This window comes from Novosphingobium aerophilum (assembly GCF_014230305.1).
Taxonomy (GTDB): Bacteria; Pseudomonadota; Alphaproteobacteria; order Sphingomonadales; family Sphingomonadaceae; genus Novosphingobium; species Novosphingobium aerophilum.
In genome coordinates this window covers 1-22517 of sequence record NZ_JACLAU010000048.1, presented here as the reverse complement: position 1 = coordinate 22517, position 22517 = coordinate 1, and the positions used below count along the sequence as shown (strand labels likewise).

22 protein-coding genes and 1 tRNA gene are annotated in these 22517 nt (G+C 67.0%); 11 read left to right on the top strand and 12 right to left on the bottom strand.

What is annotated here, in order from left to right; translation table 11 throughout:
* Positions 1 to 120: 120 nt before the first annotated feature.
* Together H7F49_RS17375 and H7F49_RS17370 are read right to left on the bottom strand one after the other, a co-directional pair.
* Entirely contained in the window at positions 121 to 1185 is a 1065-nt protein-coding gene (locus tag H7F49_RS17375; protein WP_185684835.1) for an AAA family ATPase, read from the bottom strand.
* A gap of 131 nt (positions 1186 to 1316) precedes the next feature.
* Complete coding sequence (locus tag H7F49_RS17370; RefSeq protein ID WP_214647885.1) at positions 1317 to 2018, bottom strand: bifunctional DNA primase/polymerase; 702 nt, start codon at positions 2016 to 2018, stop codon at positions 1317 to 1319.
* Positions 2019 to 2376: 358 nt separating this feature from the next.
* On the opposite strand from H7F49_RS17370, the gene H7F49_RS17365 reads away from it, so the two are divergent.
* Positions 2377 to 3072 (top strand): hypothetical protein, encoded by a 696-nt coding sequence (locus H7F49_RS17365; RefSeq protein WP_185684833.1) that lies wholly within the window; start codon positions 2377 to 2379, stop codon positions 3070 to 3072.
* A 125-nt stretch (positions 3073 to 3197) separates the two neighbouring features.
* Complete coding sequence (locus H7F49_RS17360) at positions 3198 to 4271, top strand: tyrosine-type recombinase/integrase (protein ID WP_235982296.1); 1074 nt, start codon at positions 3198 to 3200, stop codon at positions 4269 to 4271.
* Positions 4272 to 4298: 27 nt separating this feature from the next.
* On the opposite strand, the gene H7F49_RS17355 is transcribed toward H7F49_RS17360, so the two are convergent.
* The 3 genes from H7F49_RS17355 to H7F49_RS17345 all read right to left on the bottom strand — a co-directional run bounded on the left by H7F49_RS17355 (position 4299) and on the right by H7F49_RS17345 (position 5445).
* Positions 4299 to 4383, bottom strand: a tRNA-Leu gene (locus H7F49_RS17355).
* Positions 4384 to 4498: 115 nt separating this feature from the next.
* Positions 4499 to 4780 (bottom strand): integration host factor subunit beta, encoded by a 282-nt coding sequence (locus H7F49_RS17350; RefSeq protein WP_185684831.1) that lies wholly within the window; start codon positions 4778 to 4780, stop codon positions 4499 to 4501.
* Positions 4781 to 5085: 305 nt separating this feature from the next.
* On the bottom strand, positions 5086 to 5445 hold the full coding sequence (locus H7F49_RS17345) for a GntR family transcriptional regulator (RefSeq protein WP_185684830.1): 360 nt from the start codon (positions 5443 to 5445) through the stop codon (positions 5086 to 5088).
* 249 nt (positions 5446 to 5694) lie between these two features.
* Between H7F49_RS17345 and H7F49_RS17340 the strand changes: the two genes are divergently transcribed.
* The gene (locus H7F49_RS17340; RefSeq protein WP_185684829.1) at positions 5695 to 7281 is read left to right on the top strand and encodes a peptide MFS transporter; all 1587 of its coding nucleotides are present in this window, start codon (positions 5695 to 5697) and stop codon (positions 7279 to 7281) included.
* Between the two features lie 77 nt (positions 7282 to 7358).
* Here the strand turns inward: H7F49_RS17340 and panC are convergent, their stop codons facing one another.
* On the bottom strand, positions 7359 to 8207 hold the full coding sequence (panC, locus tag H7F49_RS17335) for a pantoate--beta-alanine ligase (protein ID WP_185684828.1): 849 nt from the start codon (positions 8205 to 8207) through the stop codon (positions 7359 to 7361).
* A 113-nt stretch (positions 8208 to 8320) separates the two neighbouring features.
* Between panC and H7F49_RS17330 the strand changes: the two genes are divergently transcribed.
* From H7F49_RS17330 to H7F49_RS17315, 4 genes are all read left to right on the top strand, one after another.
* A complete protein-coding gene (locus H7F49_RS17330) occupies positions 8321 to 9160 on the top strand; it encodes a division plane positioning ATPase MipZ (RefSeq protein WP_185684827.1) in 840 nt (279 codons plus the stop codon).
* A 9-nt stretch (positions 9161 to 9169) separates the two neighbouring features.
* Positions 9170 to 9484 carry a J domain-containing protein gene (locus H7F49_RS17325; protein WP_185684826.1) on the top strand — a complete coding sequence of 105 codons (315 nt, stop codon included), beginning with the start codon at positions 9170 to 9172 and terminating at the stop codon, positions 9482 to 9484.
* A 2-nt stretch (positions 9485 to 9486) separates the two neighbouring features.
* The gene (pgmG, locus tag H7F49_RS17320; protein WP_185684825.1) at positions 9487 to 10878 is read left to right on the top strand and encodes a phosphoglucomutase/phosphomannomutase PgmG; all 1392 of its coding nucleotides are present in this window, start codon (positions 9487 to 9489) and stop codon (positions 10876 to 10878) included.
* Positions 10879 to 10945: 67 nt separating this feature from the next.
* Positions 10946 to 13378 carry a ligase-associated DNA damage response DEXH box helicase gene (locus H7F49_RS17315; RefSeq protein WP_185684824.1) on the top strand — a complete coding sequence of 811 codons (2433 nt, stop codon included), beginning with the start codon at positions 10946 to 10948 and terminating at the stop codon, positions 13376 to 13378.
* Positions 13379 to 13465: 87 nt separating this feature from the next.
* Here H7F49_RS17315 and H7F49_RS17310 read toward each other — a convergent pair whose 3' ends face one another.
* The 4 genes from H7F49_RS17310 to H7F49_RS17295 form a co-directional block, all read right to left on the bottom strand.
* Positions 13466 to 13921, bottom strand: a complete 456-nt coding sequence (locus H7F49_RS17310; RefSeq protein WP_185684823.1) for an ExbD/TolR family protein — start codon at positions 13919 to 13921, stop codon at positions 13466 to 13468.
* 55 nt (positions 13922 to 13976) lie between these two features.
* On the bottom strand, positions 13977 to 14510 hold the full coding sequence (locus H7F49_RS17305) for an ExbD/TolR family protein (RefSeq protein WP_185684822.1): 534 nt from the start codon (positions 14508 to 14510) through the stop codon (positions 13977 to 13979).
* Between the two features lie 112 nt (positions 14511 to 14622).
* Positions 14623 to 15390 (bottom strand): MotA/TolQ/ExbB proton channel family protein, encoded by a 768-nt coding sequence (locus H7F49_RS17300; protein WP_185684821.1) that lies wholly within the window; start codon positions 15388 to 15390, stop codon positions 14623 to 14625.
* Between the two features lie 81 nt (positions 15391 to 15471).
* Positions 15472 to 16125, bottom strand: coding sequence for an energy transducer TonB (locus tag H7F49_RS17295; protein ID WP_185684820.1), 654 nt, complete (start codon positions 16123 to 16125; stop codon positions 15472 to 15474).
* Between the two features lie 433 nt (positions 16126 to 16558).
* On the opposite strand from H7F49_RS17295, the gene H7F49_RS17290 reads away from it, so the two are divergent.
* Both H7F49_RS17290 and H7F49_RS17285 read left to right on the top strand, forming a co-directional pair.
* Positions 16559 to 17422: a hypothetical protein gene (locus H7F49_RS17290; protein WP_328806840.1), complete on the top strand. Its 864-nt coding sequence runs from the start codon at positions 16559 to 16561 to the stop codon at positions 17420 to 17422.
* 91 nt (positions 17423 to 17513) lie between these two features.
* A complete protein-coding gene (locus H7F49_RS17285; protein ID WP_185684819.1) occupies positions 17514 to 18821 on the top strand; it encodes a homoserine dehydrogenase in 1308 nt (435 codons plus the stop codon).
* A gap of 27 nt (positions 18822 to 18848) precedes the next feature.
* Here the strand turns inward: H7F49_RS17285 and H7F49_RS17280 are convergent, their stop codons facing one another.
* Positions 18849 to 19289 (bottom strand): hypothetical protein, encoded by a 441-nt coding sequence (locus tag H7F49_RS17280; RefSeq protein ID WP_214647884.1) that lies wholly within the window; start codon positions 19287 to 19289, stop codon positions 18849 to 18851.
* A gap of 270 nt (positions 19290 to 19559) precedes the next feature.
* Between H7F49_RS17280 and glpX the strand changes: the two genes are divergently transcribed.
* Together glpX and H7F49_RS17270 are read left to right on the top strand one after the other, a co-directional pair.
* Entirely contained in the window at positions 19560 to 20540 is a 981-nt protein-coding gene (gene glpX / locus H7F49_RS17275; RefSeq protein WP_185684817.1) for a class II fructose-bisphosphatase, read from the top strand.
* Positions 20541 to 20712: 172 nt separating this feature from the next.
* Entirely contained in the window at positions 20713 to 21648 is a 936-nt protein-coding gene (locus H7F49_RS17270; protein ID WP_185684816.1) for a ribose-phosphate pyrophosphokinase, read from the top strand.
* A 425-nt stretch (positions 21649 to 22073) separates the two neighbouring features.
* Here H7F49_RS17270 and H7F49_RS17265 read toward each other — a convergent pair.
* Positions 22074 to 22517, bottom strand: a 444-nt coding sequence (locus tag H7F49_RS17265; RefSeq protein WP_185684815.1) for an OmpA family protein, incomplete at its 5' end; no start/stop codon positions are given.

Here is a 22517-nt window from a genome sequence, read left to right as displayed (position 1 = left end):
GCGACAATCAGGACGACCGATAAACCTTGCCAGCGACAATCAGAATGGCCACAAACTGTCGCGCCGCGACAATCAACTTCTCATCCTGATCGTCGCGCTCTTCTCACCCAGATCGTCGCGCTACACCCCGTCCAGATCAGTGCCAAGGTCAACGACATGCAGCGCGAACGGCACAGCTTTGCCGTCCTCACCATCCTTCACCTTCGCTGCAGACCAGCAGCGTCCGTTGGTACTGCGCTCCACCTCGATGGCTCCGTCCAGCGCCGCATGAAGCGAGCTGTGCCCGCGCAGACCCTTGCTGGCATCCTTGCCGGTGTGGTGAATCACCAGCACCAGCCCGCTGGTGATCTCCTGCAAGCGCTTCATGCCCGCTAGGATGCGCCCCATGTCCTGGCTGGAGTTCTCGTCCAGTCCGGGAGCCGAGCGGTTCAGAGTATCGATGATGACCACACCGCCCTGAGGGAGGATCACCCCTAGTTCTTCGACCTGTCCGGTTTCGGCCAGCTGGAAGGGCTGCGCCATCGCCTTGAACCCCGGCGGGATAGTAGAACAGTTGTGGGTTTCCCACGCCTGCACCCGATTACGCAGGCCCGCTTCGCCTTCGAGAATAACGTAAGTCACCGGACAGGCTGCGGTGCGGTAGCCGAACCACGAGGCACCCGCCGCGATGGAAATGCCAAGGTCGAAGCCGAGGAAGGACTTGCCGGAGCAGCTGGGGCCGTAGATCGCGCCGATACCGACTTCCGGAAAGAGCCGCTTGACGCGCCACCGCAGCGGCGGCTGGGCCATGATGGCTGAGCGGTCGAGCAACTGGAAGCGATAGCCCCCGGACAGAGGCGCGACTGCCCCGTTGTTGCCGCCTGTCCAGCCAGCCAATTTCGCCAGCATAAACACAGAACCAATGTTGACCGGCTTTGGGTGGGCAGGGTCATACTGGCTCCAGGCGTGCTCGAACCCACTTCCGTCACCATAGCGGGGGCTCTTCTGGGACCAGCGCCGGACGATCTCCTTCACCGCAACTCCGTAAGCGCGACGACATGCGAGGATGACCCCGAACCAATAGTCCGGAACAGGCTGGCCATCTGGACCGATGATCGTTCCACTACCGCGCAGCACATCTGACGTTATGTGGGAGAGCGCGTCTTCGAGAACGGTGAGTTCCTCTGCGGTGGGCGTGGCGAGCATCTGCCCAAGTTGGGACTGCGGTTTCCCAACCTCTGAGAGGCTGGTCGCCGCTGAGGCAGCGTTCCCCAAATCTAGCCTCCGAGCTGAAAAGTCCTCCAGCATGCGCTGGAGTTCGCAGGTGCCAAACCGTTTCACTCGACCACGTGCGCCATGCGGTAAGGGCGCTCCTCCGTCTCCAGCCCCTTCCGGGCGACCGTGCCGGGCACCTTGGTAATGCGCCCTGCATTGTACACCGAAGTGTCAATCTTCACGGTCGGGGTGTCATACTTCTCCGCCAGTGCACGCAGTATGCTCTGGCAAAGCGCCTTGGATTCCGGGGTGTTGGGGATGTTCTCGAGGGGAATGTAGATGTGACCTCCGTTTCCCGAGAAGACAGTCAGCGGCTCATAGCCGTACATCGCGCGCAGATCGGTCTCGACCCTATCCACGACCGCGAGAACGTCATCAACTTCGTCGTCGCTGATCGGTTCATTCGTCTCGGTCCGGTCAATGTCGATCAACAGGTAGCGGCGGCATCTAATGTGCTCGTCCTTGACGGCGAGCCCGTTGCGTTCGTCACCTGGAAAGCTTGGATCGACCGAGTTGAGGCAAAGGTAGATGTTGTAGCCAAGCGCGTTCAGCTGCAGCGCCTTGCCCTCGAAGGCAGCCTGTCTGTCGGCCACGGTCGGATAGTCCCTAGCATTGAAGGTAATGTTCTTGGTGAGCCGTTCACCCGGCACCCCCTTCGGCCAAATGGCGCGGAGGTGGATCGGTGCTTGGGGATTGGTTGGGAAAATGCGCCAGGTTTCCGATAGCGCCTCTCGCTGCCGCATAGACCTTACTGGCCAGCTCATGCTCCGCCCCCCTCAACGAAGCGCTCGAGGTCCTCGAGCATGTAGAAACGGCGTCCTCCGACCATAAAGCTTCTAGGGCCCTGACCGAGCCGCCCCCACTCGGCTAGCGTCTTGGCCGAACGGCCCAGATAGAGTGCCGCGTTAGCGCGATTGAGCCGCCCGTCTGGTAGAACTTGCACCCGGACCTTCTCCACCGATTCCATTCCTTACTCCTCGTCTGGCACGTTAGGTGCCGTGGAGCCCCTATTGCATGCCGAAGGTCATTTATGTACCCTAAACCATATCTAAAACCGTACACGGTATAACGACTATGGGACGCCCACCAAAAAAGCCCGAAGACCGGAGGCGAGAGGCAACTTTGCGACTTGATCCGGAGGTCCGCCACAAACTGCAAGAGGCAGCAAAGCAGGCCGAGAGGAGCTTTCCTGCTGATCTAGAAGCCCGCATCGTCGCGACCTGCGATCTCGACCACCAAGGGGTCGAACTACTGCGCGCGATAGCGTCCGAAATCGCCCTGATACAAAAGATGACAAGCTCTAGGTGGCACCGGAAACTTAAGGCTTGGGCAGCAGTGGCGGAGATGCTCCGCTTAGGCCCGATCCACGACTTCAATCCCGATCAGCCACAGAACGATGATCATGTAATCACTGCATTCAAAACGCTGGAAGCTGTTGAACGCGATCGTTCCGAGTTGGTTGATCGGCTCGCCGACATGGGAATTGCGGCGAGGCAAGATCCAGACAAGCCGCCCGTCGGCGAAGCGGGCATAGCACGGCTACCCGACCCCACCCGGAGTTCAACGCGACTGCTCTGCCAAAAGCTCGACGATGAGGCGCAGCAGGCCCAAGCACTGGCCCTTTTAGAAGAGATAATTCAGCTAGATGCACAAGTCCGGAAGGCCCATGCTGCATTCAACGGCGCACTGCGTCCCTACTTAGACGAAACGAATGCGGGTCGGAAGATATACAGGGACTATCTGCGTAAAGAGGCGGCACGAAAGCGGTCTCTCGGCGAACCGTACAATATTCTACACCTTACGGAGGTGGAACCGTGAGCCTTCGCTTCAACCGCCTTACCCGTCCAGCAGTTCGCTCACTTGGCCCTGGGGAGCAGATAAGCGAACATGGCATTACTGCGGCACGACAGTCCAATGGGGATTGCCGTTACAGCATCAACATAATGGTCGACGGACAGCGCATCCACCGCGTCGTGGGGCGGGAAAGTGAAGGCGTGACCCGCGAACAGGCCGAGCGCACCATCGAGTCGCTGAGGACGAAAGCCCGCGAAGGACGCTTGGACCTGCCCACCGGGCGCAAGGTGCACCGAAGCCTTAAGGAGGCTGTCGCGGAATACCTTACGCGCATCGAGCATGACCCAAAGCACGGGCGCAATTACGGTCCGAAGAAGCGCCATCTCGAAGATCGCTTGGCACCGTACTTCAAGGGACAGCGCCCAGACAAACTGACCGATTTCACGATTGCCCATTACGTTAAGCATCGACGCGACCAGGGGGCAGCAATCGCCACGATCAATCGGGAGCTTTCGACGCTAAGCCACTTCCTGAATCGCTGCATCGCATGGAAGTGGGTGCGGGCAGATCAAAAGCCAAAGATGCCGAAGGGCGAAGAAGCCCGGAAGAAGATCGTTGTCCTTACCGACGAGGATAAGCGGGCGCTGATGCAAGCGGCAATTGCTGACCAAGACCCCCTGACATGGCTGTTCACCGCCATCGCCATGGGCACCGGCATGCGGCACAGCGAAATCCTCCGCATCCGATGGGACGACATCGACCTAGCTAACCGTCGCATCTACATCGGCCAGGCTAAAGCTGGGCAGCGGGAGCAGCCGATCCCGCCCAACCTCGCCGCCATGCTTCAGAAGGAACACGCGCAGCTAGGCGAACCGAGCGGGTGGCTATTCCCGACCAGCCGCGCCGACGCCAAGCACAGCCACCGGCAGCAGATGAGCGAACAGTTCCGCCGGGCAGTCACCAGGGCGAAACTCGACCCCTCGAAGGTGACCCCCCACGTTATGCGGCACACAGCCATCACTAGCCTGATTAAAGAAGGGGTGGACCTACCGACCGTGCAGCGAATCAGCGGGCACAAAACCCTCGCCATGGTCCTGCGCTATACGCACCTATCCGATGACCACATCGACCAGTCGGTTGCGAAGCTCGACACCGCTTTTTCTGGCGCGTTTTCACAGGAATTACACACACCCCCTAACGAGAACGAGCGCAGCGCAGCGTAAACCGCAAGTAACCTGCTGTAATCGCTATGGTACGGACGGCGGGACTCGAACCCGCACGATCAAGGATCAAGGGATTTTAAGTCCCCTGCGTCTACCATTCCGCCACGTCCGCCCGCGGGAAAGCCCGCGATGGCAGATCGGCGCGCCGGCTGCAATGGAGCGGCCACGAACCCTCCGCCCCGATCGGCCCCACGCACGCCCAGGCGGGGCGCCCGATCACCGTCCGGTCAATCGCCGTTGAGGCGTTGGCGGATTTCCTTGCCCGGCTTGAAACAGGGAACGCGCTTGCCCGGCACCTCGACGGTTTCGCCGGTGCGCGGATTGCGGCCCTTGCGGGCATCGCGGGCGCGGGTGGAGAAGGCCCCGAAGCCGCGCAGTTCCACCCGGCCGCCTTCGGCCAGCCGCTGGGTGATCTCGTCGAAGAATACGTCAACCACCCGCTCGACCTCGTCAGCGCGAAGGTCGGGGTTTTCTTTGGCCAATGCGGCGAGCAGCTCCGAACGGATCATCCAACAGTCCTCCCGTTGAGCCGGACGCGACTTCCAGCCCCCAATCCCTACGCGGCAGGGCGACCCCCATCCCCCTTGTTCTGCCCGCCGACACCGCCAAACCGGGACCGGCAAGAATATCCGCTGTGACCATATGGTTGCCAGAATTGCAGGGCCGGTGCAACGCGCTTGTAAGATCGATTGCAGGCCGTTGCAGCGCCGCCAACGGCCTGTCCACGGCTGGGACAGCCCGGGTTGGCACGCCCTTGCCTGCCCTTGGCCGACCCTTGGCCAAACCTTGGCCGACCCTTGGCCAAACCTTGCCGTCAGTCGAGCGCGGGAACCGGCGATTCGTCGAGCAGGGTGGCCGGATCCAGGCCAAGCAGTTCGATCCGGGCGCGAATCTGCGGCCATTCCTGCTTCAGGAAGGCGGCCCGCTCCAGCTCGCGCAGCCGCTCGGCCGCTCCGCTGGCAACCACCATGCCGACACCGCGCAGGACGTCCACCAGGCCATCGAGCTGGAACTGCTGATAGGCCTTGGCCACGGTCAGCGGATTGGCGCCCTGCGCCGCCGCGAAGGCCCGGACCGAAGGCAGCAGGCCGCCCTCGGGATAGGTGCCGTCGATGATCCCCGTGGCGATCTGGTCGCGCAGCTTGAGATAGATCGGGCGGCTCGGCGTGGTCATGGTGACGCAGTGACATAATACAGCGCTGCACGCAAGCATCTCGCGCAGCGCCGGCCGGCCCGGGAGAAGAGGGAAATGGCCGCAAAAAGGAACAGGTGAAACAAGTTTTCGCTTTCCTGCCGGCGTTTCCCCATTAGGTTCCGCCGCCTGCGCCAGCCGCGCGGCCCCCGGACCCTGCGCCCCCTGGCGAAACCCGGCGCGGGCCACCCGGTGGACAGGCCGTCGGAGAGGCCATCAGAGAGGATCTGCATGAAGGATATTGCCAGCTGGAACGAAGGGGATTGGATCGGCGCGATCGCCGCCCTGGCCCTGTTCGCGTTCCTGGTCATCGGCGGGCTGATCGCCGCCCGCAAGAGCGAGGAGGTGGTCGGCCATCCGCGCGGCCTGTTCGTCCTGTTCTATGCGGAAATGTGGGAGCGGTTCTCCTACTACGGCATGCGCGCCCTGCTGGTGCTCTACCTCACCAAGTTCTGGCTGTTCCAGGACGGCAAGGCCAACCTGATCTACGGCGCCTACACCAGCCTGGTCTACATCACCCCGGTGCTGGGCGGCGCGATTGCCGACCGTTACCTGGGGCAGCGCAAGGCGGTGATCTATGGCGGCATCCTGCTCGCCTTCGGCCACCTGTTCATGGCGGTCGAGGGGATGCACGGGGTGACCGACCCGGCGATCAAGCAGGCCGATCCGGCGATCAACGTCTTCTGGCTGGCCCTGGCGCTGATCTGCGTGGGATCGGGCTTCCTCAAGGCCAACATCTCGGTGATCGTCGGCCAGCTCTACCGCATGACCGACACCCGTCGCGACGCCGCCTACACGATCTTCTACATGGGCGTGAACGTGGGCGCGGCGATGGGCACGATCCTGGTCGGTTACCTGGGCGAGACGATCGGCTGGGCCTGGGGCTTCGGCCTGGCCGGGATCGGCATGGTCATGGGGCTGTTGATCTTCATGATCGGCAAGCCCGCCCTCAATGGCCAGGGCGAGCCCCCCGCCCCGCTGGCCAAGCGCACCGAATGGACGCTCTACGGCACCGGCATCGCCGCGGTGGCGGTGATCTGGGCGCTGGTCCAGTACCAGGACGTGATCCAGTCGCTGCTGATCGTCTCGGGCCTGGCGATGCTGGGCTACACGCTCTACGAGGCGTTCAAGCTGCCCAAGGAGCCGCGCGAGCGGATCTTCGCGATCCTCTTCCTGGTGGCGCTCAACCCGATCTTCTGGGGCCTGTTCGAACAGGCGGGCGGCAGCCTGAGCCTGTACACCGACCGCTTCGTCGATCGCGCCGGGGTGCCGACCAGCCTGTTCCAGTCGATCAACCCGATCTACATCGTGCTGCTCGGCCCGGTCTTCGCCGGGCTGTGGACCTGGCTGGGCCACAAGGGGCTGGAACCGTCCGCCCCGGCCAAGTTCGGACTGGCGCTGGTCCAGGTGGGCCTGTCGTTCCTGGTCTTCGTATGGGGCGCGCAGAGCGTCGGACCGGCCCTTACCCCGGTGATCTTCGTGTTCCTGATCTATCTGCTGCAGACCACCGGCGAGCTGTGCCTGTCACCGGTCGGCCTCTCGGCCATGACCCGGCTCGCCCCGGTGCACCTCGGCAGCTTCATCATGGGCGCCTGGTTCTACATGACCGCGGTGGGCAACTTCGTGGCCGGCAAGATCGGCGAGGCGACCGGCGGCGAAGGCGGCGAGATGAGCAAGGAGCTGACCCTGGCGATCTACAGCAAGATCGGCTGGATCACGATCGGGGTCGCCCTGGTGGTCCTGGTGCTGGCGCGCATCGTCCGGGGCTGGATGCACCTCGACACGCTGGAGGACCGCAGCGCGCCAACGGTCCATTGAGCGACAGGACAGCCCCGGCCGATCGCCGGACAGAAAGGGCCCCCGGTCTCGCGCCGGGGGCCTTCTTGTATGGCGCCTCAGGCCGCCATATTGTCGATCAGGCGGGCCTTGCCGATCCGCGCGGCGACCAGCAGCCGGGCGGGCCCGGTGCCGCGCTCGGCCAGCGGGGCCAGGCTGTCGGCATCGCACAGCTTGGCATAGTCCACCGCGCGGAAGCCCCCGTCGAGCAGCGCGTGCTCCAGCCCGGCAAGCACCGGCGCGATTGCCTCCCCGGCGCCGATCCGGGCGATCGCCTCGCGCATGGCCTTGGGCAGGCAGGCGGCGGCGGCACGCTCCTCGGCGGTCAGGTAGGCATTGCGTGAGCTCATCGCCAGGCCATCGGCCTCGCGCACGGTGGGCACGCCGATGATCCGGTCGACATGGGGGCGGACCAGATCGAGGTCGCGGGCCATGCGGCGGATCACGGCGAGCTGCTGCCAGTCCTTCTCGCCGAACAGCGCCAGATCGGGGCGGACCTGGTTGAACAGCTTGCAGACGACCGTCGCCACCCCGTCGAAATGGCCGGGGCGCGCCGCGCCGCACAGCCCCTCGCTGATCCCGGCGACCGCGATATTGGTGGCATAGCCCGCCGGATACATCGCTTCGGGATCGGGGGCCCAGAGCAGCGCAACGCCCTCGGCTTCGAGCATGGCGCTGTCGCGGGCCAGCTGGCGAGGATAGGCATCGAGGTCCTCGCCCGCCCCGAACTGGCGCGGGTTGACGAAGATCGAGACCGCGACGTGGGCAGCCCGGCGTCGCGCCTCGCGCACCAGGGTCAGGTGGCCTTCGTGCAGGGCCCCCATGGTCGGGACGAGGGCCAACGGCCCATCGCGGCGCAGCGTCGCAACCGCATCCCGCAGTGGATCAATGCGATTGACGGTTTGCATGGCATGATCCCCTTGCGATAGAACCCCAGGACAGACGTCGCCGCCGGAACGGGCCTGCCCTAGCGCCGGCCGCGGCAACGTTCAAACCTTGCTGCAGAGGCATCGCCATCACCGTGTCCGCCCCCACCACCCCGCACCGCATCGTCTTCGCCAACGAAAAGGGCGGCACCGGCAAGTCGACCACGGCGGTGCACATCGCCATCGCCCTGGCCTATCAGGGGCACCGCGTCGCCGCGATCGATCTCGACCCGCGCCAGCGCACCTTCCACCGCTACCTGGAAAATCGCACCGAAACGATGAAGCGGCGCGAGATCGATTTGCCCACGGTGCGCTTCGAGGTGTTCCGGGGCGAAACCGCCGAGGAGCTCGATGCCCTGGTGGCGGAGCTGGGCGCCGACGTCGATTTCCTGATCTTCGACACCCCGGGCCGCGACGACCCGCTGGCCCGCCACGCCGCCACCTCGGCCGATACGCTGGTCACCCCGCTGAATGACTCGTTCGTCGATTTCGACCTGATCGGCCAGGTCGATGCCGAAACCTTCAAGGTCCGCCGCCTGTCATTCTATGCCGAGCTGATCTGGGAAACGCGCAAGAAGCGCGCGATGGCGACGATCCGCGACCAGCGGCGCGAGATGGACTGGGTGGTGGTGCGCAACCGCACCCAGCACGTCGAGGCCCGCAACATGCGCCGTCTCGACAACGCCCTGACCGAGCTGTCGCGGCGGGTCGGCTTCCGGGTCGCCCAGGGCCTGTCCGAGCGCGTGATCTACCGCGAACTGTTCCCCTCGGGCCTCACCCTGCTCGACAAGGGCCATCTCGGCGAACTGGGGACCAGCCATCTGGTCGCCCGCCAGGAACTGCGCCAGCTGGTGGCCGGGCTCAACCTGCCCCAGCCCCCGTCGCGGACGGGCGCCGGGGTGACCGCTCCGCAGCTCACCGCCGAAGAGGCCTGAGGCCGCGGCATGGCCAAGATGCTGCTCTGGCTGGCACTGGCCTGTGCGCTGTGCAAGGCCTTCACCGGCCAGTGGCCGTGGCAGCTGGCCGGTTGGGAACCCGGGCGCGGATCGCGCCGTTCCCCGGACGAGGCCGAGCATGACGTCTGGGCGCGGACCCTGCTCGGCGTGGCGCCGCAGGCCGGACGCAGCGAGATCATCGAGGCGCACAAGCGGCTGGTCGCCCAGGTCCATCCCGATCGCGGCGGCACCAGCGACCAGGTGCACGAAGCCAATGCCGCGCGGGACCTGTTGCTGCGAAGGCTCGGCGACGGCCGGGAGTAGCCATGGCTCACCGTTTCGATCCCACCATCCTTCGCGAATACGATGTCCGCGGAGTGTTCGGGGATACGCTGGGACCGGATGACGCCCGCGCCCTGGGACGCAGCTTCGCCACGCGGGTGCGGCGCCATGGCGGACGGCGGATCGCCGTGGGCTGCGACGGACGGATCAGCTCGCCGCTGCTTGAGCATGCCCTGGTCGAGGGCCTGACCGCCAGCGGGGTTGACGTGGTCCGGATCGGGCTTGGCCCCACGCCGATGCTCTATTTCGCCGAGGCCTCAATGGAGGATGTGCAGGGCGGCATCCAGGTAACCGGCAGCCACAACCCCGCCAATCACAACGGCTTCAAGCTTGTTCATGCGGGACATCCGGTGTTCGGGGCCGAATTGCGACGGCTCGGCGACATGGCTGCCGCCGGGGACTGGCTCGACGGGGTCGGGCGATGGGAGCGGCGCGAGATCCTGACCGGCTATGTCGAGCGCCTGCTCAGCGGGCTCGACGGCGCGGCTCGGGACGGCCTGGGAGCCCTGCGCATCGGCTGGGACGCGGGCAATGGCGCCGCCGGTCCGGCCATCGAGGCCCTCACCGCGCGATTGCCCGGTGAGCACCACCTGCTGTTCACTGCTGTCGACGGCACGTTTCCGCATCATCACCCCGATCCCACCGAAGAGCGCAACTTGGCCGACCTGCGCGCGCTGGTCGCAGCCAAGCGACTCGATTTCGGAGTGGCTTTCGATGGCGATGGCGATCGGATCGGGGTGGTCGATGCGATGGGGCGGATCATCTGGGGCGATCAGTTGCTGATGATCTTCGCGGAGGACGTCCTGCGCGATCGGCCCGGGGCCACGGTTCTGGCCGATGTGAAGGCCAGCGGGGCCCTGTTCCGGCGGATAGCGGAGTTGGGCGGCCGGCCCGAGATGGCACCCACCGGGCACAGCGTGATCAAATCCAGAATGAAGCCAATCGGCGCGCCGCTCGCCGGGGAAATGACCGGACACCTGTTCTTCGCCGACCGGTGGTACGGGTTCGACGACGCCCTCTATGCCGCGCTGCGGCTGATGGCGGCCAGCGTGCGGCTGGGCCGGTCGGTCACGGCGCTGCGCTCGGCCATGCCCGAGCTGGCAAGCACCCCTGAGCTGCGCATCCCGACGACCGATCAGCGCAAGTTCGCGGTGGTTGCCGAGGTGCGCGAGCGGCTGGCCCGGCAGGGCGCCCAGGTCACCACCGTGGATGGGGTGCGGGTCGATAGGCCCGATGGCTGGTGGCTGCTGCGTGCCTCGAACACCCAGCCGATGCTCAGCGCCCGCGCCGAAAGCGCCGACCCGGCCGGGCTCGGGCGACTGCTGGCCGAGATGGACGCGCACCTGGCCGAATCCGGCGTGGTTCGGCCCGGCTGATCCGGCCGACCAGCCAGGCCCCTGCGGCCCGGTTGCGCCGGGGCCGGTGAGGCCCGATATCGGGACCATGGCTGCTGCCCTCCCCATCGAACTGGCCGAATGGTTCGCCGCCCGCGGATGGCGGGTGCGGCGCCACCAGCTCGACATGCTGGCAGCCGGCGCGGCGGGGCGGCACGCCCTGCTGGTGGCCGAAACGGGAGCCGGCAAGACCCTGGCCGGGTTCCTCCCGACCTTGGCGGATTTCACCCCCTCGGTGCTGGGGGGGGCCGCGCCGCCCGAAGGCCTGCACACGCTTTACGTCTCGCCCCTGAAGGCCCTGGCGCACGACGTGCAGCGCAACCTGCTGGCGCCGGTCGCCGAGCTTGGTTTGCCGATGCGGGTCGAGACGCGCAGCGGTGACACCCCCAGCGATCGCAAGGCGCGCCAGCGCGCCCGGCCTCCGCATGTGTTGCTGACCACGCCCGAATCGCTTTCGCTGCTGCTGAGCTATCCCGAGGCGCGCCAGGTGTTCTCGGGGCTGCGCCGCGTGGTGGTCGATGAGGTCCATGCCTTTGCCGCAGGCAAGCGGGGCGATCTGCTCAGCCTCTCGCTGGCGCGGCTGCAGGCCTTCGCGCCGGGGCTGCAACGGGTGGCCCTGTCGGCGACCGTGGCCGATCCGATCGACTATCAGGCGTGGCTGGCACCCGAGGGGGATCCGGCGGCCGTGACCCTGGTTGAGGGCGAGCCCGGGGTTCCGCCCGTGCTGGAGATCCTCCTGCCGGATGATGCGCGGGTGCCGTGGGGCGGCCATGCGGCGGCCTGGGCCGTGCCGCAGCTCTATGCCGCGATCCGCGCGCACCGGACCACGCTGGTCTTCACCAACACGCGGTTTCTGGCCGAATACATCTTCCAGCTGCTGTGGGACGTGAACGACGACAAGCTGCCGATCGGGATTCATCACGGTTCGCTGTCAAAGGAGGCGCGGCGCAAGGTCGAAGGCGCGATGGCCCGTGGCGAGTTGCGGGCGCTGGTGTGCACCGCCAGCCTCGATCTGGGGGTCGATTGGGGCGATATCGATCTGGTGGTGCAGATGGGCGCGCCCAAGGGCTCGTCACGGCTGCTGCAGCGCATCGGGCGCGCCAATCATCGGCTCGATTCGCCCAGCAAGGCCTTGCTGGCGCCGGGCAACCGCTTCGAATTCCTCGAGGCCACCGCCGCGCTGGAAGCCGTCGCGGCGGGGCAGCGCGATGGCGAGGCGTTCCGGCCCGGCGCGCTGGATGTGCTGGCCCAGCACGTGATGGCCTGCGCCTGCGCCGAGCCGTTCGACGAGGCCAGCCTGCTCGCGGAAGTCCGGAGCAGCACGCCCTATCGCTGGCTCGACGCGGAGAGCTGGGACCGGGTGCTCCAGTTCGTCGCCACGGGGGGTTATGCGCTGCGGGCCTATGACCGGTTCCGCCGGATCGTGCGGGACCGCCATGGCACCTGGCGCCTCGCCCATCCCGAGCAGGCAGCGCGGCATCGCCTCAACGCCGGGATCATCGTCGATTCCGAGATGCTGGAGGTACGGTTCCGCAACGGCCGTTCGCTCGGCCGGGTGGAGGAATCCTTCGGCGCCACCCTCGCCCCCGGGGACACGTTCCGTTTCGCCGGGATGGACCTGGAGGTCGAAGGGGTGCGCGATCTCGAACTGGTGGTCCGCGCCGCCAAGCGGGCCGGGACCATCCCCAGCTACATGGGCGCGCGTCTGCCGATTTCCACGCACCTGGCCGAACGGGTGCGGGGCCTGCTGGTCGACCGCGCCGGCTGGGGCCGTTTTCCGGACGACGTGCGCGAATGGCTCGAGATGCAGGACTGGCGCTCACGCCTGCCCGGTCCGGGCGAGCTGCTGGTGGAGAGCTTTCCGCACGAGCAGCGGCACTATTCGGTCATCTACACCTTCGAGGGGTGGAACGCGAACCAGTCGCTCGGCATGCTGATCACCCGCCGCATGGCCGACCGCGGCCTTGCCCCGCTGGGCTTCGTCGCCAATGACTATGCGCTGGGCGTCTGGGGGCTGAAGCCGATCGATGATCCGGCTCCGCTCCTGTCTCCCGATATCCTGACTCACGAGTTTCTCGACTGGGTGCAGGATTCCCACCTGCTGCGGCGGGCCTTCCGCGAGGTCGCCGTGATTGCCGGGCTGGTCGAGCGCCAGCAGCCGGGCCAGCGCAAGAGCGGACGGCAGGTCACCTTCTCGACCGACCTGATCTACGACGTGCTGCGCAAGCATGAGCCCGACCATATGCTGATCGAAGCCGCCTGGGCTGATGCCCGGACGCGGCTGACCGATGTCGGGCGGCTGGCCGCCCTGCTCGATCGCGCCGCGGACGAACTGGTCCATGTCCGGCTGGACCGGGTCTCGCCGCTGGCCGTGCCGGTGCTGGTGATGATTGGCCGGGAAAGCCTGCCCAATGGCGCCGCGGACGACGATCTGCTGGTCGAGGCGGAGAGCCTGGCGGGACAGGCGATGCGGCCGGAGTGAGCGGCGCCGGTCAGGCAGGGGCAGCGGGCACGAAAAAGGGGGCGGATCGCTCCGCCCCCCAGATCGTTCCGGTTGATCAAACGCGGCTTACTTGGCCGGCGGGGCATTCGCCGACTTGCCGAACTCCGAGTACTGCTCGTTGCCGACGAAGCCGAACTTGGTCACGCCCGAGGCCTTGATGATGTTCAGCGCCGCCGCGGCGAGCTCGTAGCTGGCACCGGCTTCGGGCTGGAACTGCAGTTCCGGCTCGGGCTTCATCGCCAGGGTCTGCTGGAGCAGCGCCACCAGCTGACCGTTGTTCACCTCCTGACCGTTCCACAGGACCTTGTTGTCATAGGTGAGCACGACCTTGTTCTTGATCGGCTCGACCTTGATGTTGGTCGGCGGCGGGTTCGGCGAAGGCAGGTCGATGTTGACCGCGTGGGTGGCGACCGGAATCGTGATGATGAACATGATGAGGAGCACGAGCATGACGTCGATCAACGGCGTCGTGTTCATGTCCATCATCGGCGAGCCATCATCCTTGCCGCCTGACATTGCCATGGGAAGTTACTCCTGAATTGCCTGGGGCCATTGACCCCGGAATGAGGCCGAAGCCTCAGCCCTTCGGATCGACCGGGTTGGAGATGAAGCCCACCGTCGGATAACCCGAGATCTGGACGTTGAAGATCGCGCCGGCAATGCACCGCCACGGAGCGTTGACGTCCCCGCGAATGTGGACCTGCGGGATCTTTTCCGGGTTGGCGCGGAGCGCTTCCGGACCGCCTTCACGCTTCACGATCGTGTCGAGCCGCTTGTAGGCCATGTCACGCAGTTCGGCCGAATCGACCGGCGTGATGTTGTTGAAGTAGATCCGGCATTCGCCGTTCCGCGAAGCACCCTCGAAACCCGGCTCGCCCGCGCTGCGACCGGCATCGTCGGTCGTGCTGACGGTCAGCAGCAGGTTCTCGACCTTGTCCTTCGATTCCTGCGAGACCATGATCGGGAGGCGCAGCTTTTCGATCGTCTGGATCGCGACCGGAACCGCGATGAGGAAGATGATCAGCAGCACCAGCATCACGTCCACCAATGGGGTCGTGTTGATGTCGGACATGGGGGTTTCAGCCCCACCGCCGCCCGTCGAAATCGCCATAGTACCATCCTATCCTGTCATCGTGCCGGGCAGGGGACCGACCGGCATGCCGCGGCCCGTCCCCAACCGGCTGGGCGGCGCGCCACAGGGGCGCCCCGCCCGGTCCACCAGCTTACGGCTTGGCCGGAGCAGCGGCGGGCTTGGCCGGAGCCGGCTTGGCGGCAGCAGCAGCCTGAACGGCCGGCTTGATCGCGCCCTTCGAGTTGATGTTGGCGAGAACGTCGATCGAGAAGCCATGGAGCTGCTCGGCGATGCTCTTGTTGCGAGCCTGCAGGTAGTTGTAGGCGAGCACCGCCGGAACGGCGACGAGCAGACCGAGCGCGGTCATGATCAGCGCTTCACCGACCGGGCCGGCGACCTTGTCGATCGAGGCCGAACCGGCCAGACCGATGGCGATCAGCGCGCGGTAGATGCCGACCACGGTGCCGAACAGACCGATGAACGGCGAGGTCGCACCGACGGTCGCCAGGAAGGGCAGACCCGAAGCGAGGCGGGCGTTGATCGAGGCTTCCGAACGGGTCAGCGAGCCAACCAGCCACTCGTGGGCGTCGGTCGCGTCGACCATCTTGCCGTGCTGTTCCTCGGCGGAGATGCCGTCGTCGACGATCTGGCGCCAGGCGCTGTTCTTCTCGAGCTTGGCGGCGCCTTCCTTGAGGGTCGCGGCCCGCCAGAAGCTGGCGCGCAGCTCACGGCCCTGGCGGATGATCTTGCTCTGCTCGAACCACTTGGTGAACAGGATGAAGAACGAGCCGAACGACATGATGCCGAGGATGATGACGGTGGCATAGGCGATGAAACCGCCCTGCTCCAGGGCTTCAGCGAAGCCGAACTTGTTCTGCGGAGCGGCGTTCGCGCCGGCGGCCAGAAGGTCAATAAGCATGCGATAGTCCTCTCAAGAAAGGTGGATTCGAATGTGCCGGCGATCCGGCGGGGCCCTGCGGGGCGGGGCCCGGGAAAGATGTCAGTCCTTCGGAATGACCCAGCGGATGCGGTTCGCGTAGGTCCCGGTGGTCGGATTGCCTTCACCATCCGTGGCCGGGGTGAACCGGGCGCGACGACGCACGTTGTCGCAGGTCGCGGCGTCCAGTTCGGGCGTGCCCGACGAGCTGGTGATCTGGCAGTCGGTGACCTTGCCATCGGTGCCCACGGTGACGCGGAACCCGGTGGTGCCTTCACGCTCTTCACGCAGCGCTCGCGACGGATAGTCGTTGCTGGTCGCCCAGTTCGCCGGATTGCCCTTCGGCGCGGCCGACTTCGGCGTGAAGCGCGGCGGCGGCGGAGCGGCGGGAGCCGGCGGAATGTAGACCGGCGGCGGCGGAACCGGCGGCGGGGCCTGGACCGTCTCGATCACCGGCGCAGCCGGCGCGATGTCCACCTTCACCGGCGGGGCAACCACCGGCGGCGGCGGCGTGTCCTGCTTAGGCGGCGGCGGCGGCGGCTCCTTCGGCTTCTCCGGTTCCTTGATGTCGACCGTCGTCACCTTCTTCAGGATCTGCTTTGCCGCCGAATAGGCAAGACCCGTGACCAAGGCGTACCCGACGGCCACGTGAATCAATGCAACGATGATCAGTGCGGTAATCTTGTTACCGCTCATCTGTTGGTCAGCGTAAGCCATTCAGACGCATCACTCCATAACAGTGCCCCGGATAGCCAGGGCAGCCGAGCCCGACGGCGAGATGCCGCCGGAATCGGACAATCGAATCTTCCACCCTGCCGGTGACCCGGGCACTGCTAGAACCCCCGGTTCCGAGCAGCTCAGTCTGTGGCCGCCCTTTTCGGAACGCGCCGCTTGTGCGGGAGCTTTAACGTCGAGTTACCACCCACGCAACGGCTGATTCCGCGCTTGCCGCGGGTTAACCGTCAATTCACATGTGCAAGGATCAAAATCATTGGCCCGCCTTGCACTACGCACAATGACGTGTTCCAGCGCGGGTCACCGAGGAGGTAAGCTGATGTCACGCCGGTCTCCACAGTCCGTCCCGAGCCGTCCGGCAGGACGGCGGGAATGGCTCTGGTCCGCGGTTGGAACGGGGCTGCGAGCGGCCGCTGTGATAGCTTTGGGAGCGGCCTGGCCGATCGCCGCGTCGGCTCAGCCCGCGCCCCCGCAAGCCCGGCCGATCGCGGTCGGCAAGGGTTCCGAATCGACCGCCGCGCAGCCCACCCTGCCCGAGTGGACATATGCCGATCTGGCGGACTGGGCCGATGGCACGCCCACGGTGATCCGGGCCAAGATCCGCTCGATGGTGGCGCTGGAACCGGCCCGTGCGCCCGGCCTGCGTCCCGGTCAGGTGCGATTCTATGTGGAAGCACGGACCATCGCCCTGATCGCCGGCCCGCCCCAGGCGGGTGATTCGCTTCGTTACCTGGTCGATCTGCCGCTCGATTCGCGGGGCAAGCCGCCCAAGCGTCCGAAGGGGGATGTCCTCCTGTTCGCCCGAACCCAGCCCGCCCGGCCGGGCGAGCTGCAACTGGTGGCGCCCGATGCGCAGATCGCCTGGAGCCCTGACACCGAGGCGCGGGTCAAGGGGGTGCTGGGCGAGCTGCTCGCCGCGACTGCGCCGCCGCGCGTCACTGCGGTGCGAGAGGCGATTCACGTCCCCGGCAACCTGGCCGGAGAGGGCGAAACCCAGTTGTTCCTGGCGACGAGCGACGGCGAACCGGCCTCGATCACCGTGGTGCATCGCCCCGGCGCCTCGCCCCGCTGGAGCGTGTCGTTCTCCGAGGTGCTCGATTCGCAGGGTGAGCCGCCCGCCCGCGAGACGCTGACCTGGTACCGGCTGGCCTGCTTCCTTCCGGCCCGGCTTGTGCCGTCGGCCCACGTCTCGGCCAGTGCGGCGGACCGCGCCCGGGCCGATGCCGATTACCGCCTGGTCCTGGCCGAACTGGGCCCCTGCCCGCGCAACCGGCGCTGACCGCGGCCCGGTCTGTTCGGGTGCCGGGCATTTTCCGGCACTGGCCTTTCCCGGCGTGCTGCCTTAGGGGGCCGCGGGGAAAGGGGTGAACATGGCCGAACCACTACGCATCGCGCTGGCCGGACTGGGAACAGTCGGCGCCGGGGTCATCCGCCTGATCGAAACCAACGCCGCGCTCATCGCGCGCCGCGCCGGCCGGCCGATCGTGATCACCACGATCTCGGCCCGGGATCGCAGCAAGAAGCGTGGCGTCGATCTTTCGCCCTATGCCTGGGAAGACGACATGATCGTTCTGGCCGAGCGGCCCGACGTCGACGTCGTGGTGGAGCTGGTCGGCGGCTCGGACGGGCCGGCGCTGGCCTGCGCCCGGACCACGATCGAAAGCGGCAAGGCCTTCGTCACCGCCAACAAGGCGATGATCGCGCACCACGGGCTCGAACTGGCAGCCAAGGCCGAGGCAGCGAAGGTCGCCCTGAAGTTCGAGGCCGCGGTCGCCGGCGGCATCCCGGTGATCAAGGGCCTGCGCGAAGGCGCCGCGGCGAACGCCTTCGAGCGGGTCTACGGCATCCTCAACGGGACGTGCAATTTCATCCTGTCGACCATGGAGGACACCGGCCGCGACTTCGCCGATGTCCTGTCCGAAGCCCAGGCCCGCGGCTATGCCGAGGCCGATCCGACCTTCGACATCGAGGGTACCGATGCGGCGCACAAGCTGTCGATCCTGGCGGCGATCGCCTTCGGCGCGCAGGTCGATTTCGCTTCGGTCGACACGTCCGGGATCGCACGGCTGCGCGCAGCCGACATCGCCCAGGCCGATTCGCTGGGCTATGTGATCCGGCTGATCGGCGTTGCCGAACCCGACTGGGCCGATGGCCAATGCCGACTGTTCCAGCGCGTCCAGCCCCACCTTGTTCCGTTCGACCATCCGCTGGCCCATGTCGACGGCGCCACCAATGCCGTGGTGGCGGAAGGCAATTTCTCGGGCCGGCTGCTGTTCCAGGGCGCCGGAGCCGGGGACGGTCCGACCGCCAGCGCCGTGGTGGCCGACCTGATCGACATCGCCCGCGGCGAAATCGGCGCGCCGTTCTCGGTGCCGGTGACCGAGCTGGAGGCCCTGCCCCCGGCTCCCTCGGGCCACCGTCGGGGCCGCGCCTACATCCGCTTCATCGTGGCCGACCGGCCCGGCGTGCTGGCCGAGATTACCGCCGCGATGCGCGATGCCGGGGTGTCGATCGAGAGCCTGATCCAGAAGGGCCGGGCTGGGCAGGACGGCGAGGTGCTGGTGGCCATGGTCACGCACGAAGGCCCGGAGAGCGCGGTGACCGAGGCCCTGCGGCTGCTCGACGGATCGCCCAGCCTGGCCCAGCCGCCGCTGGTCATGCAACTGCTGGGGAACTGACCGGCCGCTGGCGGCGCCAGTGCCCGGTCAGGGATCGGGCGCCTCGCCCTTGGCGATGCGATCCGCGTCCGATCCCGCAGGGGCCTGCGGCAGCTTGCTGAAATCGACGACATAGACCGGTGGGGGGACCTTGCCGAAACCGCGGCACTTGACCCGGGTGCAGTCGGGCAGGCTGCTGACATTCGGGGCGCTCGGCACCCCGGTGTCCATGCCCTGGCGCGAGCGGGGATCACTGTCGGTTGTGGAGGGCACCCGCCATTGCTCGCCGCGGTCCGCCCCGCAGACCACGATTTCCCCCTGACGACGCGATTCGGCGCATTCGGCGCGACGGCGGCGCGCGGCGGCAGCGGGCGAGATCATCAGGCCCGAGGCGATCACGGCATCATCGGGGGGAGGCGATTCGGCCTTCGTCGCCGCCTGCTCCGCCGGTGGTCCGAAGGCAGGGCCCGCGGGTTCAGCCCCGGCCACCCCGGAATGCGCGATCGACAGCCACAGCAGCCCCCAGGCGACGCCGCTGCCCCGCCCGGCGCGCCACTTGGCGCCACACCGCCTACCGCCGCGCGGCCTGCCTGGTCCCCGTCCTCTCACGCCTTGCTTGTAGGGGCACTTGGCCGCCGAGGCGAGAGGGCTTGCCGCCGCCCCATCGACACGACCGCACTCGACAGCGTCGCGGGGCCTGTCTATGCGCCCGGGCAAGCGTCCGGGACCAAGCGCGTCCCTTCAGCACAGGGAATTCCGATGACCAGCACTCCCGCCAGCAGCGTTCTTGATCGTGTCCTCGTGCTCGAAATGGTCCGCGTGACCGAGGCCGCCGCGATCGCCGCTTCCGCGCTGGTCGGGCGCGGGGATGAAAAGGCCGCCGATGCGGCCGCGGTCGAGGCCATGCGCAAGGCGTTCGACGAGCTGGCCATCGATGGCACCGTGGTGATCGGCGAGGGCGAGCGCGACGAGGCGCCGATGCTGTTCATCGGCGAAAAGGTCGGTGGCGCGCAGGGATCCGGTCCGCGCATCGACATCGCGCTCGATCCGCTCGAAGGCACGACCATCACCGCCAAGGCCGGGCCCAACGCGTTGGCCGTGCTGGCCTGCGCCGAAGAGGGGAACCTGCTGAACGCCCCTGACGTCTACATGGAAAAGCTGGCGGTCGGCCCCGGCTATCCCGAGGGCATCATCAGCCTGGCCAAGTCGCCGAGCGAGAACGTCCGGTCCGTGGCCGCGGCCAAGGGTGTCGATCCCAGCGAGATCATCGTCTGCGTGCTGGATCGTCCGCGCCATGCCGATCTCATCGCCGAACTGCGCAGCCTGGGCTGCGGGGTCGTGCTGATCGGGGACGGTGACGTGGCCGGGGTGATCGCGGTGACCAATGAGGAAACCACGATCGACCTCTACATGGGCACCGGTGGCGCGCCGGAAGGCGTGCTGGCCGCTGCGGCGCTGCGCTGCGTGGGCGGGCAGTTCAACGGCCGCCTGATGTTCCGCAACGACGAGGAGCGGGCCCGGGCCCTGAAGTGGGGAATCACCGATCTGAACAAGATCTACACCCGCGACGAGCTGGCCAAGGGCGACTGCATCTTTGCCGCGACAGGGGTGACCGACGGTTCGCTGCTCAAGGGCGTGAAGCGGCACAAGAACGGCGTCATGACCACCGAAAGCGTGGTGATGCGGGCCAGCTCGGGCACGGTCCGCTGGGTTCGCGGCGAGCGCCGCCGCATGGCCTGATTCGCCGGCTGCGGGTCGCCGCTGCGGGCGCCAGGCGCATGGCGCATTTGGCCCCGGCAAGGCGCCGGGTGACTGTTGCAATTCCGCGACTCTCGGCTAGAGGCTGCGCGGGTTCACGGGCCTTGGCCGATCGGCCCGGCCCGGCTGGTTCGGGCGTGGCAGGGGAATCGCGATGAAGATCTTGGCGGGCAACAGCAATCTGCCACTGGCGCGGGCCATTGCCGGTTATCTCGAAATTCCCCTGACCGATGCGAGCGTGCGGCGCTTCGCCGACGAGGAGGTCTTCGTCGAAATTCACGAGAACGTCCGCGGCGAGGATGTCTTCGTGGTGCAGTCCACCAGCTACCCCGCCAACGACAACCTGATGGAGCTGCTGATCTGCATCGATGCGCTGCGCCGCGCATCGGCCAAGCGGATCACCGCCGTGGTGCCGTACTTCGGCTATGCCCGGCAGGACCGCAAGCCGGGGCCGCGCACCCCGATCTCGGCGAAGCTGGTGGCCAACCTGATCACCAAGGCCGGCGCCGATCGCGTCCTGGCGGTTGATCTGCACGCTGGCCAGATTCAGGGCTTCTTCGATATCCCGACCGACAATCTCTATGCCGCGCCGGTGATGGCCGCCGATATCCAGGCGCGTTACGGCCACCAGCAGCTGATGGTGGTGTCGCCCGACGTTGGCGGCGTGGTGCGCGCCCGCTCGCTCGCCAAGCGGCTCGACAACGCGCCACTCGCCATCGTCGACAAGCGGCGTGACCGCCCTGGCCAGTCCGAAGTGATGAACATCATCGGCGACGTGAAGGGCCGGGCCTGCATCCTGATCGACGACATCATCGATTCGGGCGGCACGCTCTGCAATGCGGCCCAGGCGCTGATGGATGCCGGAGCGGCCAGCGTGACCGCCTACATCACCCATGGCGTGCTGTCGGGCGCGGCCGTGGCGCGGGTCAATGGCTCGGCGCTGAAGGAGCTGGTGATCAGCGACACGATCCTGCCGACCGAGGCGACGATCGCCTCCGACCGGATCCGCATCCTGGCGATCGCCCCCCTGATCGGCGAGGCCATCCGCCGCATCGCCGACGAGAGCTCAGTCAGCTCGCTGTTCGACTGAACGCAGCAGAGCCTGGCGAGAGCCGGACCTTTCCGGTGGCGCGCCGGCCTCGCGGCGCGTTTTGAGCACTCTGCAAGAACCAAGCCCCCGTGCGGAAGCAAAGTGAGCGGTCAGCCCTTGCCGGGCCCGGTCGCGCTCGCTTCGGGCGATCGTGCCGAAAACCGTCGCCTGGCGCGTCTCAAGCGCCTTGGGCCAGCCGGCATGGGTTGGTGGGACCCCGCTCCATCCCGACACAGGGCGGTAGGGTCGTGGCCCAAGCGCCGGGCGGGCCCCTCCCCTTACTTCGACAAGCTGAGGATGAGCGGGGGACGGGCTGGGGGTGAGGGTAGGGTTACCAGCCTTGCGTTTGCCATCGACCCAACCGCCCAACAAAAAAGGGGCCGGATTGCTCCGGCCCCTCTTCTGTTTCGTCGCCGAGGCGAACCTTACATGCCCGAACCCGGACCGTAGGTGATCTCGACGCGGCGGTTCTGCAGCTCGCGCACGCCGTCAGCGGTCGGGACGCGCGGGTTGGCTTCGCCGAAGGCCTGGGCGGTGATCGCCGAAGCCGGGACGCCCTTGCCGGTCAGGTAGGCCTGGACCGAAGCGTTACGGCGGCCCGAAAGCGCGACGTTGTACTTCGGCGTGCCCGAGCGGTCGGCATAGCCGGCCAGCATGATCGGAACGCTCTGGCAGTTGCCATAAGCGGTGATCGCGCTGTCGAGGATGGTCGCTGCCTCAGGCGTGATGTCCGACTTGTTCCAGTCGAAGAACACGATGTACGGGCCCTTGTTGCACACCGGAGCCGGCGGCGGCGGAGGCGGCGGGGGCGGAGGCGGCGGCGGCGGGGGCGGCGGCGGGGGCGGCGGCGGCGGAGCCGGCTCGACCGG